The 14,856-nt window shown below is 70.1% G+C and carries 9 protein-coding genes; 5 read left to right on the forward strand and 4 right to left on the reverse strand.

Translation table 11 applies throughout. The annotated features are described in order from the left end of the window. Window positions 1-83 precede the first annotated feature (83 nt). From J2W14_RS03275 to J2W14_RS03290, 4 genes are all read left to right on the forward strand, one after another. The gene (locus J2W14_RS03275) at window positions 84-1,175 is read left to right on the forward strand and encodes a fatty acid desaturase family protein (RefSeq protein WP_307458357.1); all 1,092 of its coding nucleotides are present in this window, start codon (window positions 84-86) and stop codon (window positions 1,173-1,175) included. Between the two features lie 243 nt (window positions 1,176-1,418). After that, complete coding sequence (locus J2W14_RS03280; RefSeq protein ID WP_307458360.1) at window positions 1,419-2,381, forward strand: quinone oxidoreductase family protein; 963 nt, start codon at window positions 1,419-1,421, stop codon at window positions 2,379-2,381. Between the two features lie 220 nt (window positions 2,382-2,601). Continuing rightward, window positions 2,602-6,480 carry a Pls/PosA family non-ribosomal peptide synthetase gene (locus J2W14_RS03285; RefSeq protein WP_307459361.1) on the forward strand — a complete coding sequence of 1,293 codons (3,879 nt, stop codon included), beginning with the start codon at window positions 2,602-2,604 and terminating at the stop codon, window positions 6,478-6,480. A gap of 45 nt (window positions 6,481-6,525) precedes the next feature. Beyond that, window positions 6,526-7,908 carry a M1 family metallopeptidase gene (locus tag J2W14_RS03290; RefSeq protein WP_370871183.1) on the forward strand — a complete coding sequence of 461 codons (1,383 nt, stop codon included), beginning with the start codon at window positions 6,526-6,528 and terminating at the stop codon, window positions 7,906-7,908. Between the two features lie 47 nt (window positions 7,909-7,955). Here J2W14_RS03290 and J2W14_RS03295 read toward each other — a convergent pair whose 3' ends face one another. The 4 genes from J2W14_RS03295 to pheS form a co-directional block, all read right to left on the reverse strand. Continuing rightward, entirely contained in the window at window positions 7,956-9,650 is a 1,695-nt protein-coding gene (locus J2W14_RS03295) for an HNH endonuclease signature motif containing protein (protein ID WP_307458364.1), read from the reverse strand. A 75-nt stretch (window positions 9,651-9,725) separates the two neighbouring features. After that, the gene (locus J2W14_RS03300; protein ID WP_307458367.1) at window positions 9,726-10,226 is read right to left on the reverse strand and encodes a 4'-phosphopantetheinyl transferase family protein; all 501 of its coding nucleotides are present in this window, start codon (window positions 10,224-10,226) and stop codon (window positions 9,726-9,728) included. Window positions 10,227-10,429: 203 nt separating this feature from the next. Then, window positions 10,430-12,973 (reverse strand): phenylalanine--tRNA ligase subunit beta, encoded by a 2,544-nt coding sequence (pheT, locus tag J2W14_RS03305; protein ID WP_307458370.1) that lies wholly within the window; start codon window positions 12,971-12,973, stop codon window positions 10,430-10,432. A 2-nt stretch (window positions 12,974-12,975) separates the two neighbouring features. Then, complete coding sequence (gene pheS / locus J2W14_RS03310; protein ID WP_307458372.1) at window positions 12,976-14,037, reverse strand: phenylalanine--tRNA ligase subunit alpha; 1,062 nt, start codon at window positions 14,035-14,037, stop codon at window positions 12,976-12,978. A 314-nt stretch (window positions 14,038-14,351) separates the two neighbouring features. Here pheS and J2W14_RS03315 point away from each other — a divergent pair, with 314 nt between their 5' ends. Beyond that, entirely contained in the window at window positions 14,352-14,855 is a 504-nt protein-coding gene (locus J2W14_RS03315) for a DUF4157 domain-containing protein (RefSeq protein ID WP_307458377.1), read from the forward strand. Window position 14,856: the final 1 nt, after the last annotated feature.

Consider the following 14,856-nt stretch of genomic DNA (forward strand, 5'->3'; position numbering starts at 1 on the left):
TGCTTGGTATAGGGTGACCCCCAATCTTGCAGTCCGAGTGTCGGGCGCAGCGTTGCCCGTTACAGTTTCGAGGCACGCGCTACATGACCCTCACCACCGCCACTCCGGAGCGACCAAAATCCCGAATCCGGCAGCCGAACGCCGTCGTCCTGAGCTACTCGGAACTCCTGAAAACCGTCAAGGCCGCAGGCCTGCTGGAACGCCGCGTCGGCTTCTACATCACGGTGTTCTCCGTTCTGGTCCTCCTGATGACCGCCACCTGGTTCGGGTTCGCCCTGATCGGTGACAGCTGGTTCCAGCTCCTCATCGCCGCGGCCCTGGGCATCATCTGCACCCAGCTGAGCTTCCTGGCCCACGAGGCCGGACACCGCCAGATCTTCGCCTCCCGCCGCGCCAACGACTGGGCCGCACGGCTGCTGGCCACCTCGGTCGCCGGAATCAGCTACTCCTGGTGGGAGCAGAAGCACGGCGCGCACCACAACCACCCCAACGTGATTTCGAAGGACCCCGATATCGCCACCGGCGCCATCGCCTTCTTCCCGGAAGCCGCCGCCACCCGGCAGGGACGGTTCTCCTTCCTCACCCGCAAGCAGGGCTGGCTCTTCTTCCCGCTGCTGTTCCTGGTGGGCCTGGGCCTGCAGATCGACTCGATCAAGTTCATCTTCCAGCGCGCCCAGGTTACGCACCGCTGGGTTGAGATCCCGATCCTCGTGGTCCGCCTGAGCCTGCTCCCGGTGCTCGCCTTCACCTTCCTGCCGTGGGGCATGGCGCTCGCGTTCATCGCGGTCCAGCTCGCCGTCTTCGGTTTCTACATGGGGGCCTCGTTCGCCCCGAACCACAAGGGCATGCCGGTCCTGCCGGCCGACAGCCGCGTGGACTTCTTCAGCCGCCAGGTCCTGACGTCCCGGAACATCTCCGGCGGCCGCTACATGGACATCCTGCTCGGCGGCCTCAACCGCCAGGCCGAGCACCATCTCTTCCCGGACATGGCCCGGCCGCAGCTCGACAAGGCCGCCGTGATCGTCCGCGAGTTCTGCGCGAAGCACCAGGTTCCCTACACCGAAACGACGCTGATGCAGTCGTACGGCATCATCGTCCGCTACCTCAACGACGTCGGTCTCTCCGCCGGACGCCACTTCGAGTGCCCGATGGCGACCGTCACCCGCCGCTACTAAGACGGCGGCACCGGGCTGCGGCGCGGTTCCGCGGAGGCCTCCTGCCCGGGGCCATGATTTTCCTGTTTGACCCCAAGTGACGGCCGGTTACCGGCCGTCACTTCGTCGTTGGCGCCGGTGTACCTAGGATGGTGCAGGACAGGGCCGGGAACTCCGGGCCCGGAAGTACTCAATCCGGAAAATTCGGCCGGACATTCAGCCAGGAAGTTCATTGCGGAGCTTCCTGGCAGCAAGGAGACACAGGTGCATGCAATCGTCGCCCGCGAGGCCGGGGGCCCCGAGGTCCTCACGCTCGCCCCGGTGGAACGCCCGGTTCCGGGTCCCGGCCAGCTGCTGGTGAAGGTCGCCGCCGTCGGGGTGAACTTCATCGACACCTACAAGCGCAGCGGCAGCTACAAGGTGGGCTACCCCTTCACCCCCGGCACGGAGGCCTCGGGCACCGTGGAGGAACTCGGCGACGGCGTGAGCGTCTTCTCCCCGGGCGACCGGGTCGCCACGGCCGAAGGCGTCAACTGCTATGCCGGCTACGCCCTGATCGATGAGGACAAGGCGCTGCCGGTCCCCCACGGCGTGGACGACTTCACGGCCGCGGCGCTGCCGCTGCAGGGCATCACCGCGCACTACCTGATCAATTCCTCCTTCAAGGTCGAGCCCGGACACACCGTGCTGCTGCACGCCGGAGCCGGCGGCGTCGGACTCCTGCTGATCCAGCTGCTCAAGGCCAGGGGCGCGCGCGTCATCACCACCGTCTCCACCGAGGACAAGGAGCAGCTGGCCCGCGAGGCCGGCGCCGACCATGTGCTGCGCTACGACGGCTTCGCCGCCAGGGTGCGCGAACTGACCAACGGGGCCGGCGCGGACGTGGTGTACGACGGCGTCGGGAAGGACACCTTCGACGGTTCCCTCGCGGCCCTGCGCGTCCGCGGCACGCTGGTGCTCTTCGGTGCCGCCTCCGGGCCGGTGCCGCCGGTCGACCCGCAGCGGCTCAACGCCGGGGGCTCGCTGTACCTGACCCGGCCGACGATTGGCCATTTCCTGCGCGACGCCCAGGAGCGCCGCTGGCGCTCGGACGAGCTCTTCGCGGCGGTGGCCGACGGAAGCCTCAAGGTCCGGATCGGCGCCCGCTACGACCTGGCGGAAGCCGCCCGGGCCCACGATGACCTGGAGCAGCGGCGCACCACCGGCAAGGTCATCCTGGTTCCGTAGGCCCTGCCGCCCGGGGGCAGGGGAACACGTCGGGAAAAGAGCGTGCGATCGACCGGCCGGAGGCGGAGTATTAACACAAAGCGAAGCCGGACACCTTCCGTTCACCTAGGCCGGAGACGATCCCCCTGTGACTGAGCAACAACAGCAACCCCAACGCAGTGACCTTCCCCAGGCGCTCGCCACCGTCAGCCCGGTCTTCCAGGCCCAACTTCCGGGGTCGCTGGCCACACCGCCGGAGCGGACGCTGGTCGACATCCTGCATGACACAGCCCGGCGCTTCCCGGATGCCTCCGCGCTCGACGACGGCCACCAGTCGCTCAGCTATGCCCAGCTGCTTTCGGCGGTCCGGGCCAAGGCGCGGGAGCTGCACCGGGCCGGTCTGGGGGCCGGGGACAAGATCGGCGTCCGGATTCCCTCCGGCACCAACCAGCTTTACATCGCCATCCTGGCCGTGCTTCTCATCGGGGCGGCATATGTCCCGGTCGACGCCGACGACCCGGAAGAGCGCGCCCGGCTGGTGTTCGGCGAAGCCCGGGTCGCCGGCACGGTGCGCGGCGCCGGGGAGATTGTGACCGATGGCCCGCGGCCCCGCCCGTTCCCGGACCCGCGGCTGCCCGGCCCGGACGACGACGCCTGGGTCATCTTCACGTCCGGCTCCACCGGAACCCCGAAGGGCGTCGCCGTGCAGCACCGCTCCTCGGCGGCCTTCGTCGACGCCGAGGCCCGGCTTTTCCTCCAGGACGAACCCGTGGGTCCGCAGGACCGTGTCCTGGCCGGGCTGTCCGTGGCCTTCGACGCCTCCTGCGAGGAGATGTGGCTGGCCTGGCGCCACGGCGCCTGCCTGGTCCCGGCGCCGCGGGCCCTGGTCCGGACCGGCATGGACCTCGGTCCCTGGCTGATCAGCCACGGCATCACCGTTGTGTCCACCGTCCCCACCCTCGCCGCGCTCTGGCCGGTGGAGTCGCTCGAGAGCGTGCGGCTGTTGATTTTCGGCGGTGAGGCGTGCCCGCCGGACCTCGCCGAACGGCTCGCCGTCGAAGGCCGCGAGGTGTGGAACACCTACGGCCCCACCGAGGCCACCGTCGTCGCCTGCGCTGCGCCGCTGGGCGGTCCCGGACCGGTCCGGATCGGCCTGCCGCTGGACGGCTGGGACCTCGCCGTCGTGGACGCCGACTCCCTGCCGGTCGCGGAAGGGGAAATCGGCGAACTGATCATCGGCGGAGTCGGACTGGCCCGGTACCTGGACCCGGCCAAGGACGCCGAGAAATATGCCCCCATGCCCTCGCTCGGCTGGACGCGCGCCTACCGCTCCGGCGACCTGGTCCGCTACGAGGCCGCAGGGCTGATCTTCCAGGGCCGCGCCGACGAACAGGTCAAGCTGGGCGGGCGCCGGATCGAGTTGGGCGAGATCGACGCCGCCCTGCAGTCGCTCCCGGATGTGGCCGGCGCCGCCGCGACCGTGCAGACGACGGCGGCCGGCAACCAGATTCTCGTCGGTTACCTGTCCCCCGCCGGCGGCCGCGAGCTCGATCTGGCGGCCGCCCGGGAGCTCCTCGGCGAAAGCCTGCCGGCTCCCCTGATCCCGCTCCTGACCGTCGTCGATTCGCTGCCCACGAAGACCAGCGGCAAAGTCGACCGGCACGCGCTGCCGTGGCCGCTGGCGGGGGCCGGCGCCGCCGACGCCGCAGCGGCCCCGCTGAACCTCCCGGACGATGCGGCCTGGATCGTGCAGCAGTGGAGTGCGGTGCTCGGCAGCGCCGTGTCCGACCTGGACGCCGACTTCTTCGCCTACGGGGGCGGGTCCCTCGCCGCCGCGCAGCTCGTCTCCGCCCTGCGCGTGCGCTACCCCACCATCACGGTGGCCGACATCTACGCCACGCCCCGGGTCGGGGCGCTCATCGACGCCGCCCGCCAGTCGCTGCCCGAGGGCGGGGCGGGCCCCGCCCCGGAACGCACGGTCCGGCGCACGGCCCGCAAGTCGCAGGTCTTCCAGACCATGATGGGCGTGCCGCTGCACATCCTGGTCGGCATGCGCTGGCTGACGTACCTCATGGCGGCGAACAACCTGCTCTCCTCCCTCGCCGGCTTCTCTGCGGCGCCCACGGTGTCCTGGTGGTGGGTGGGCGCCTCCTGGCTCATCTTCGTCAGCCCGGCGGGCCGGATGCTGGTCTCCATCGCGGCCGCGCGGCTGCTGCTGCGCAAGGTGGTGCCGGGGACGTACCCGCGCTCCGGCCGGGTGCACCTGCGCCTCTGGCTGGCCGAGCAGATCCAGGACCTGGCCGGCGCGGTGAGCCTGGCCAGCGCCCCCTGGGTGCCGTATTACGCCCGGGCCCTCGGGGCGAAGATCGGCGACGACGTCCAGCTCCACTCGCTCCCGCCCGTCACCGGCCTGCTCTCGCTCGGCAGCGGCTGCAACGTCGAGCCCGAGGTGGATCTGTCCGGCTGGTGGATCGACGGCGACATCGTCCACATCGGCGCCATCCGTATCGGGCCCGGCGCGACGGTCGGTGCCCGCAGCACCCTGATGCCCGGCGCCACGATCGGCGCCGGGGCCCGGGTGGAACCCGGCTCGGCCGTGCTGGGCAAGGTCAAGGCCGGGCAGCTCGTCGCCGGGTCCCCGGCCGAGCGGCGCGGCAAAGCCAAGCACTCCTGGCCGGAGACTCCCCCGGAGCACCGGCTGATCGGCCGGCTCTGGTTTGCCGGCTTCGCCACCGCCTCGGCCGTCCTGGCCCTGATTCCCTATCTGTCCGCCGCCGCCGCGGCCCTGGTGGTCTTTAGCTTCATCCGGGGCAGCGCCTCGCTGACCGCCGCGCTGCCGCAACTCCTGCTGTCCCTGCCGCCGGCGGCCCTGGTCTGGTTCCTGTCCAACCTCGTGCTGATCCTCCTCACCACCCGGCTCCTGGGGCTGGGGCTGGCCGAAGGCTACTACCGGGTGCGCAGCAGGATCGGCTGGCAGGTCTGGGCCACCGAACGGGTCCTGGACCTGGCCCGCGACCTGCTCTTCCCCATCTACGCCAGCCTGTTCACGCCCGTCTGGCTGCGCCTGCTGGGCGCCAGGATCGGCAAGAACGTGGAGGCCTCCACGGTCCTGCTGATCCCCAAGATGACCACCGTGGGCGAAGGCGCGTTCCTGGCCGACGACACGATGGTGGCCTCCTATGAGCTCGACGGCGGCTGGTTGCGGATCGCCCCCGCCAAGATCGGCAAACGCTCCTTCCTGGGCAACTCCGGGATGACCGCGGCCGGCCGCAGCGTGCCCAAGAACTCCCTCGTGGCGGTGCTCTCGGCAACCCCCGCGAAGGCGAAGTCCGGGACATCCTGGCTGGGCAGCCCGCCGGTCCGGCTCCGGCGCACCGCCATCGCCTCCGACGACACGAGGACGTACCAGCCGCCGCTGAGGCTGAAGGTCGCCCGGGCGCTGTGGGAGCTGTGCCGGTTTGTCCCCGTTGTCGCGACGGTCGCGATCGCCGCCGGGGTCCTCCTCGCCTTCGACTGGCTCGCCTCAGTCTTCAATTACGGCATCGCGGCGCTCCTGAGCGGAGTCGTGATCCTGCTCGCCGGCGCCGCGGCAGCCGGCAGCGCCGTCGTGGCGAAATGGCTGCTGGTGGGGCGCATCCGCCCCGGCGAGCATCCGCTGTGGAGCTCCTTCATCTGGCGCAACGAGGTCGTGGACACCTTCATCGAAATGGTCAGCGCACCCTGGTTCGCGCGCTCGGCCGCCGGGACCCCGGCCCTCGTCTGGTGGCTGCGGGCCCTCGGCGCACGGATCGGTGCCGGGACCTGGTGCGAGAGCTACTGGCTTCCCGAAGCGGACCTCGTGACCCTGGGCCGGAACTCGACGGTCAACCGCGGCTGCGTGGTCCAGACCCATCTCTTCCACGACCGCGTCATGAGCATCGACACTGTTACGCTCGATGACGGGGCAACGATGGGACCGCACGGAGTCATCCTCCCGCAGGCCCGGATTGGCAAGGGCGGCACTGTGGGCCCGGCATCCCTGGTGATGCGGGGTGAGACGGTGCCCGCCGCGAGCTACTGGATGGGGAATCCGGTGAGCCCGTGGGGCGGACCGGCGGTGCCGGCTCCCAAGCCGAAGTAGCCCCGCGCTGTTCGTCCTGCACCTGCAATCCCGAAAGCCGATTTGATGAGTCCCAGACCCGTGAGTCCCGCTGCCCCAGCGGGCGCCGGCAGCGGCCTGCCCGCCGACGATGCGGCCAGCTCCCCCGACCCCTACCTGCCGGGCCATGGCACGGATGCCTACCGGGTGACCCGCTATGAACTCGAGCTGGACTACAAGCTCAGCAGCAACCGCCTGAACGGACGCGCGCTGGTGCATGCCGTGACGCAACGCCCCACTTCGGCCATTGTCCTGGACCTGACCGGGCTCCGGGCCACCAAGATCCAGCTCAGCGGGCGAAGGGTGCGGAAATTCAGCCAGCGCGCCGACCAGCTCGTCGTCGTCCCCGATGCCGGCCTGCTGCCCGGTGAGGAATTCACCCTGGACATCCGATACGAGGGCAACCCCACGCCCCGCCGCGGGCTGTGGGGCGAAGTGGGCTGGGAGGAACTGACCGACGGCGTCCTCGTGGCCGGCCAGCCCAACGGCGCACCGTCCTGGTTCCCCTGCAACGACCACCCGCTGGACAAGGCCAGTTACCGGATCTCGGTGACCACGGACGCGAACTACCGGGCCGTGTGCAACGGGATCCTGATCGCCCGCACCAGCCGGTCCAGCCGCGAGACCTGGGTCTACGAGCAGTCCGAGCCCATGTCCACCTACCTCGCCACGGTCCAGATCGGCCGCTACGAACTGCTGGCCCTCAATCCCGTCACAGCGGCGTCGGAGGTTCCCCAGCACGCGGCTGTTCCGTCTGCGCTGGCCGACGCGGCCCGGGCGGGACTGGCGAGGCAGCCCGAGATGATGCGCACCTTCATCGACTGCTTCGGCCCGTACCCCTTCGCCGAGTACACGGTCGTGGTGGCTGGCGACGAGCTGGAAATCCCGCTGGAGGCGCAGAGCCTGTCCATCTTTGGCCCCAACCACCTGGAGCAGGACTGGGACTCCCAGCGGCTCATCGCCCATGAGTTGTCCCACCAGTGGTTTGGCAACTCGCTGACGGCGGCCTCGTGGAAGGACATCTGGCTGCACGAGGGATTTGCCTGCTACGCGGAGTGGATCTGGTCCGAAGAGGCCGGCGTCATGACCGTGGCGCGCCGGGCCGCCAGCGCGTGGCGGAAGCTGAGTGCCGGCAAGCAGGACCTGCTCGTGGGCGACCCCGGGCCGGAGATGATGTTCGATGACCGGGTCTACAAGCGGGGCGCCCTGGCGCTGCACGCCCTGCGCCTGCGCTGCGGCGACCTGGCGTTCTTCTCGCTGCTGCATGAATGGGCCAGCCAGAACCGGCATGGCTCCGTCTCGACGCCGCAGTTCATCCTCACCGCGGACCACGCGACCGGCCTCGACACCGAGGCGTTGCTGCACCCGTGGCTGTACCAGGAGGCCCTGCCGCCGCTGCCGCTCAGCTAAGGCGTGTCACGAAATTGATGCGTGCCGTGCAACGTACCCGTTCAGGCTCATTGGATCAGGACGTCTTCCGGGTATGGTCCATCGGGAGGCGCTGGCCAGCCCCGACGGTCCGTGTCTGCTGCGGGCCATGGGTGCCCGGACAGAAATTCGCGCCAGTCCGCTAAGGGGTCCGGGGGAAGTTCCAGGTTTGGATCCCGGCCGGGGTCAGGGGGCAGGTCCAGGTCGGGATCCCAGCCTGGATACGCCGGCAGACCTGAATCCTCGAGTGTGTCCGGGAGCGTCTCCGTGGCCGGGATGCCGGGTGGCCAGTGGGTTGGTTCCCAGTCCTGCTGCTCGCTGGGGTAGTACCGTCCGGAGGGTGAGGTCCACCCTGGCGGTTTGTCTTTGCTGGCCCCGGACGGTGTCCAGGCCGAGGCGTGTTTCAGCCCGTGGTGCTTGGGACATGGCTGTCCGAGGTTGGTGATGCCGGTGGTGCCGCCGTCGGCCCAGGCCAGGAGGTGGTCTGCGTCGTTGTCCAGGGACGGGTTGTTGCAGCCGGGGAACGGGCATCGGCCGTCGCGGAGGTGCAGCCAGAGCCGCTGGGCCTTCGTGAGGCGGTAGTTGGTCCGTCCGATTTCCAGCGGCGCCCCGTCGCGGGGGTCGACCAGGACCCGGTAGAACGAGTCCGCGCCGTCGGCGACCAGTCGGCGGGCCATGGACGGCGGGATCGGCCCGTACCCGTCCAGCATCGCCGGTTCGTCCCCGGCGCCGAGGAGCGAGAGCACGGGCACGGTGATGAGGACCTGCGCCCGCGGGACCGGCACATCCCCGGTAAGGCCGTCGGCGTCGGTACCTGTGCTGAGGAGCAAGGTGGCGGCGATGTCGGCGCGGAGCTGGGTCAGGGTGCGGGGCTCGTCCGGGCCCTGGAGGGCGCGGGCGGCAGCAGTGGTCCGGTCCCAGATCCCCGCGGCGGTATCTACCGGGAGGTACGCGGAGAACCAGGCCATCCCGTCAGCGTCCGGGCAGAATTCGACCCGCCGGTCTTTGGCGCTTTTGGTGTGGCGTTGTTCGATGCTGTCCGGGTGGTGCCGTTCGCGCCACGTGCGGGCCTTAGCGCGGAACCGGTACGGGACGAGGTCCCCGGCCGGGCACCCGCGGGCCGGGTTCGGCGCGTCGGGGTCCAGGAAGTGCGCCTCCAGCGCCGCCGCCCCGGCCGGATCCAGGTTCGCGGTTTCGTCCACCATGGCCCGGGCATGCGCCCAGGAAATCGTCCCGGCCCGCAGCGCCGCCAGGGTCAGCGGCAAACGGCTCGTCAGGGCCAGACAGTCACCCAGAAACGCCCCGGCGGTCCCCTCTCCCACCGTCAGGACACACGCGACCTCAGCCCTCACCGCCATCTCCTGGCATCTGGCGTCGTGCAGGGCCACCGCCGGTGCCGCCAGGGCGTCCGTGGCCCGCACATAGGCCGCTGCCACCAGCACCTTCAACGCAGCAAACCGCGCCTCTACCCGGGCCATGTCGGCCAGGCCCTCCAGGCAATCATCCGCCAAAGCCCGCAACGGATCCTCCCACATCGGACCGGCCCCGGACGGACCAGTCAGATCAGAACCGGACGGACCAGCGTCATCAGAACCGGACAGAACAGCGCCGTCAGGAGCAGCGCGGTCAGCGCCGCCCCCGGCGACGGAACCCAGCGCCGTCGTCAACGCCGCAACAGCCGCCAGGGCCTCCCGGCCCTCCGCACTCCAGTCCGTGCTTTCCATAAACCCATCAAATCATCGAGCCCCGACAATTAAGTGATGTGCCGTCTGGCTGGCTGCAGAAATTGGCGGCGGCTGCTATTCAGCCCCAAACACGGCCAGCGCGGCGGCAAAGCCCGCGGGCAGACCCAAGGCAACAGTGTCCAGGTCCACGACGATTTTCCCGTCCCGGCGCTCCGCGTAGGCCTCGACGGAGGCCGGCTCCGTGCGCAGTCCGGTGCCGCGGGCCTTCAGTATGGCTTCCTTGCGGGCCCAGGCCGCTGTCCGCCAGAGCGTGGCCTGGTCCGGCGCCAGGGCGGCGAGCAGCTGCCGCTCCGCTGGGGTGAGGGCGACGTCGTCGAACCCTGGGAACATCACGCCGGCGCTGTGTTCCAGGTCGACGCCGATCGCCACCCCGTCTGGACGGACGGGAGCGGCTGGACCAGCGGCCAGCAGCGCCCAGCCGTGGCTGCGGGACAGGCTCAGGACAAGGCCGGCAGGGGCCTGGCCGAGGCGGTAGCCGGGCCGGCCGTGGTCGAGATCCGGTCCCGTTCCGCAGTCCGGGCAGGAATAGGCGGTGCTCAGGTCCCCCGGGCGCACCGCCAGGATCCCGGCGGCGAACTCCCGCAGCGCGATCCGGCCGGCCAGGAAGGCCCGCCGGGTTGCCGGGTCCGTGATGCCCGCGGCACGCGCGCGTTCCGCGGGATCGAGGAAGGCCTCGCCGTCCGGCCCGACGTCGGCAAGACAAACGGACCGGACGGTGACTCCGGCGACGGCGAGGGTCGCTCTGTGCCCCCTAGGCTTTAGCGTTGGACTGCTCCGAAGCGCTCATGGGCGACCGCCACGGCGCCCTCGCGGGCGGCGGATGCCTCGTCGGCGGTCAGCGTGCGGTCATCGGCCCTGAAGCGCAGGCTGAAGGCCAGCGACTTCTTGCCGTCCTCGATGCCCTTGCCCGCGTACACGTCGAAGAGTGCGACGTCTTCGAGCAGCTCCCCCGCGCCTTCGCGCAGCGCGTTGAGCACCTCATCCGCCGGCACCTCCTGCGGCACCACCAGGGCGACGTCCTGCGTGGCCACCGGGTACGTGGAGATGTGCCGGGCGACGATCACGTCGGCGGCGGCCGCGAAGAGGGCGTCCGCGTTGAATTCGAGCGCCACGGACCGTGCGGGCATGTCGTGGGCGGCCAGCAGCTTCGGGTGCAGCTCGCCGGCATGGCCCAGGACCTCGCCGGTGCGGAGCGCCAGCTGCGCGGTCCGCCCCGGGTGGAAGGCCTGGTGCTGGCCCTGGCTGATAACGATCTCGACGCCGAGCACGTCGCCGGCGATCCGGGCGATGTCCAGGGCATCCGCCCAGTCCCACGCCCGGGGCGCGTGGCCGGGGGCGGCCGGCGAATCGTGTCCGGTAAGGACGGCGGCGAGGTACAGCGGCTGGTCCGGGACGCCGTCGTACAGGCCGTCCAGCACCTCTTCGCTGGGCCTGATGCCCAGCGGCGGGATCGAGGCGGTGCCGAGGGTGTCGCCCGGCAGGAACACGAGGCCGGCCTCGAACAGTGCCAGGTCGCGGAAACCGCGCGAGTGGTTGCGCTTGGCGACCTCGATCAGGCCCGGCAGGATCGAGGTGCGCAGGTAGCCCTGCTCCTCGCTGATCGGGTTGGCCAGCTTGAGGGCCTTGCGCGGCGATCCTTCCGTGGACACGCCGAAGGTGTCATTGGCGGCCTTGGAGACGAACGGGTACGCAAGGACCTCCGTGAGGCCGGAAGCCGCGAGGGCCTGGACCAGGCGCCGGCGCTGCTGCTGGACGCGGGTCAGCCCGCGGCCCGGCGGCGCGACCGGCAGGGACGCCGGGATCTGGTCGTAGCCGACCAGCCGGGCGATCTCCTCGGTGAGGTCTTCCTTGGTTTCGAGGTCGTTCCGCCAGCTCGGGGCGGTCACGAGGTACCCGCCGTCGTTCTTCGCGACGACGGCACCCAGGTCCTCGAGCGAGGTGAGGATCTGCTCCTCGGTGAAGTCGATGCCGATCCGTTCCGCGGCGAAGGCCGCGGGCAGTTCGACGGTGACGGCGTCCGGCGCGGTGCCGACGTCGGTCCCCTCGGCCGCGGCGGTGCCGCCGGCGAGCTCGACCAGAAGGTCGACGACCCGCTGGGCGGCCACGCCGGCCACCTGCCAGTCGACGCCACGTTCGAAGCGCTTGGACGCCTCGGACGGGAGCTTGTGGCGGCGGCGCGAGCGAGCGATGGACACTTCGTCGAAGTGCGCGGCCTCAACGAGGACGTTCGTGGTGGAGCCGGACACCTCGGTGGCGGCGCCGCCCATCACGCCGGCGATGCCGATCGCACCGGAACCGTCGGTGATGAGGAGGTCCTCGACGTCGAGCGCGCGTTCCTTCGCGTCCAGGGTGGTGATCTTTTCCCCGGCCACGGCACGGCGGACCACGATGTCACCGGACAGCGTGTCCAGGTCGTAGCAGTGGGTGGGCTGGCCGAGTTCGAGCATGACGTAGTTCGAGATGTCCACGGGCAGCGAGATCGAACGGATGCCGGCGAGCCGCAGCCGGGAGGTCATCCACGGGGGTGTCGGCTTCGTGGCGTCGACGCCGCGGACGGTGCGGGCCACAAACCGGTCGCAGCCGGGCTTGCCGTAGATCGGGGCGTCGTCGTTGAGTTTGACGCCGTAGCCGCCGGCCAGTTCCGCGGGTGCCTGGACCTTCGACGCCGGGTCGGTGAAGGACGTGCCGGTGGCGTGGGCGTATTCGCGGGCGACGCCGCGGATGGAGAACGCATACCCGCGGTCCGGGGTGACGTTGATTTCGGCGGCCTGGTCGTAGAGACCGAGCAGCTCCATGGCGTCGGTGCCGATTTCCGGGTCCAGCCCGATCCGGGACAGCACCAGGATGCCGTCGTGGTCCTCGCCGATGCCGAGCTCGCGCACGGAGGCGATCATGCCGGCGGAGAGGTGCCCGTAGGTCTTCCGCGCGGAGATGTGGAAGTCGCCGGGCAGCACAGCCCCGGGGAGGGTGACCACCACCTTGTCGCCTTCCACGAAGTTGTGGGCGCCGCAGATGATGCCCTGGACACCGGAGGGGTCGATGCCCTCGCCGGTGAGGCTCTGCTGCTGCCCTTCGGGGACCACACGGACCTGGCACCAGTTGATGGTTTTGCCGTTGGTCTGGGGTTCCTTGACGATGCTCAGGACCTGGCCCACGACGATGGGGCCCTTGAGGGTGTCCGTGGGTCGGTGGACGGCTTCTTCTTCAAAGCCGACCTTGACCAGTTCGGCCATCACGTCTTCGGCCGTTGCTCCGGCCGGTACCTGCGCGAATTCACGCAGCCAGGAAAGTGGGATACGCACTGTTAGATCTCCATCCCGAAGTGCTCGCTGAAACGTACGTCGCCTTCGATCATGTCGCGCATGTCGCCGACCTCGTTGCGGAACATGAGGGTCCGCTCGATGCCCATGCCGAAGGCAAAACCTGAATAGATGTCCGGATCGATGCCCGCGGCGCGGAGCACGTTGGGGTTGACCATGCCGCAGCCGCCCCATTCGATCCAGCTGGGACCGCCCTTGGCGCCCGGGTGCCAGATGTCCAGCTCGGCGGACGGTTCGGTGAACGGGAAGTAGTTGGGGCGCAGCCGGATCTGGGCCTCGTCGCCGAACATCTGGCGCGCGAAATGCTCCAGGGTGCCGCGGAGGTCCGCCATGCTGAGCTTCTTGTCGATGGCCAGGCCCTCGAACTGGTGGAACACCGGGGTGTGGGTGGCGTCGAGCTCATCGGTGCGGAAGACCTTGCCGGGGCACAGCACGTAGATGGGCACTTCGCGTTCCAGCATGGAGCGGACCTGCACCGGGGAGGTGTGGGTGCGCATCAGCAGGTGGGCCTCGGGCGGCTCCACGAAGAAGGTGTCCTGCATTTCGCGGGCGGGGTGGTCAGGCTTGAAGTTAAGCGCGTCGAAGTTGAACCACTCAGACTCGACCTCCGGGCCTTCGGCGATCTCCCAGCCCATGCCGACGAAGATGTCCGCGACGCGTTCCTGCAGGGTGGACAGCGGGTGGCGTGCACCGGCACGACGACGGCGCGGGGCGGCCGTGACGTCGACGGTCTCCTCGACCAGGATGCGCGCGTCGTTCTCGGCTTCGAGCTCGGCCGTGCGGTCCGCGAGCGCCTTGTTGACGCGTCCGCGGGAGGAGCCCATGAGCTTGCCGGCGGCGGCCTTCTGGTCCTTCGGCAGCCCGCCGATTTCGCGGTTGGCGAGGCTCAGCGCGGACTTCTCACCGGTGTGCGCGAGGCGCACGGCCTTGAGTTCATCGAGCGTGGAGGCGGCGGCAATGGCGGCAACGGCCTGGTCTACGGCGGCGGTGATGGCGGCTTCATCCAGGGGATTCGGGACGCCGGCGCCCGGCAAAGTTTCAGTCATCTACTGTTCTTAGCTACGAGTCGGTTCATGCCAGCGCACAGGACCTTCAACAGGAGCAGGGACCGGCGCGCGGACAAAGGGCAGGGCTCGCCAAAATCGCTCCGGCGGGCACTCCCCACCAGTCTAGTTGAACGGGCTCAGGTGCCCGAACGTGACGGTGCTCCCGGGGCCGTCGGCACTCCTGCGCACCGCTCTGCCGCTCGCTCTGTCCATCCCCCTGTCCGTCCGGTCTGTCCGTCCCCTCCGTCCGCCCGCCCCGCCTCTATCCCTCGTGCGTCATATCCGGCAGGCGGGTCCCCGGCTAGCATGGCCTCATGACGCCGGGACAACGGCTGCGGCAGCTGGCCAACGTACTCAATGCAACAACTCCGCTGGGGTTGCTGCTGGCCGGCTGTGCCCGCGCCCCCGTCCGCCGCGGACCCCGGGGACTGCTGATCGCCACCGGGTACCGCTGGCGGCTGCCCTTTGCGGGCGCCTTCACGGTCGGCAATGTGGTGATCTTCCGCGCCGGGCCCGCCGAAGCCCTGGCCAACGCGGCGCTGCTGGGGCACGAGGAGCGCCACTGCACCCAGTACGCCTGGTGCCTGGGCCTCCCGTTCCTGCCGCTGTATTTCCTCGCCGCAGGCTGGTCCCTGGCCCGGACCGGCAACCCCGGCTCGCGCAACTTCTTTGAACGGCATGCCGGGCTGCAGGCCGGCGGCTACCCGGAGCGGGGCGACCGGCTCCAGGCATCCGGTCGAAGAACCATGCTCTACAACAACGGATCCCAGAAGACCGGCAGGACGGGCCCGGCGGCCCGCGAGCGGAACGAGGCATGAC

This window comes from Pseudarthrobacter oxydans (genome assembly GCF_030812335.1).
In the GTDB taxonomy this organism is placed as follows: Bacteria; Actinomycetota; Actinomycetes; order Actinomycetales; family Micrococcaceae; genus Arthrobacter; species Arthrobacter oxydans_B.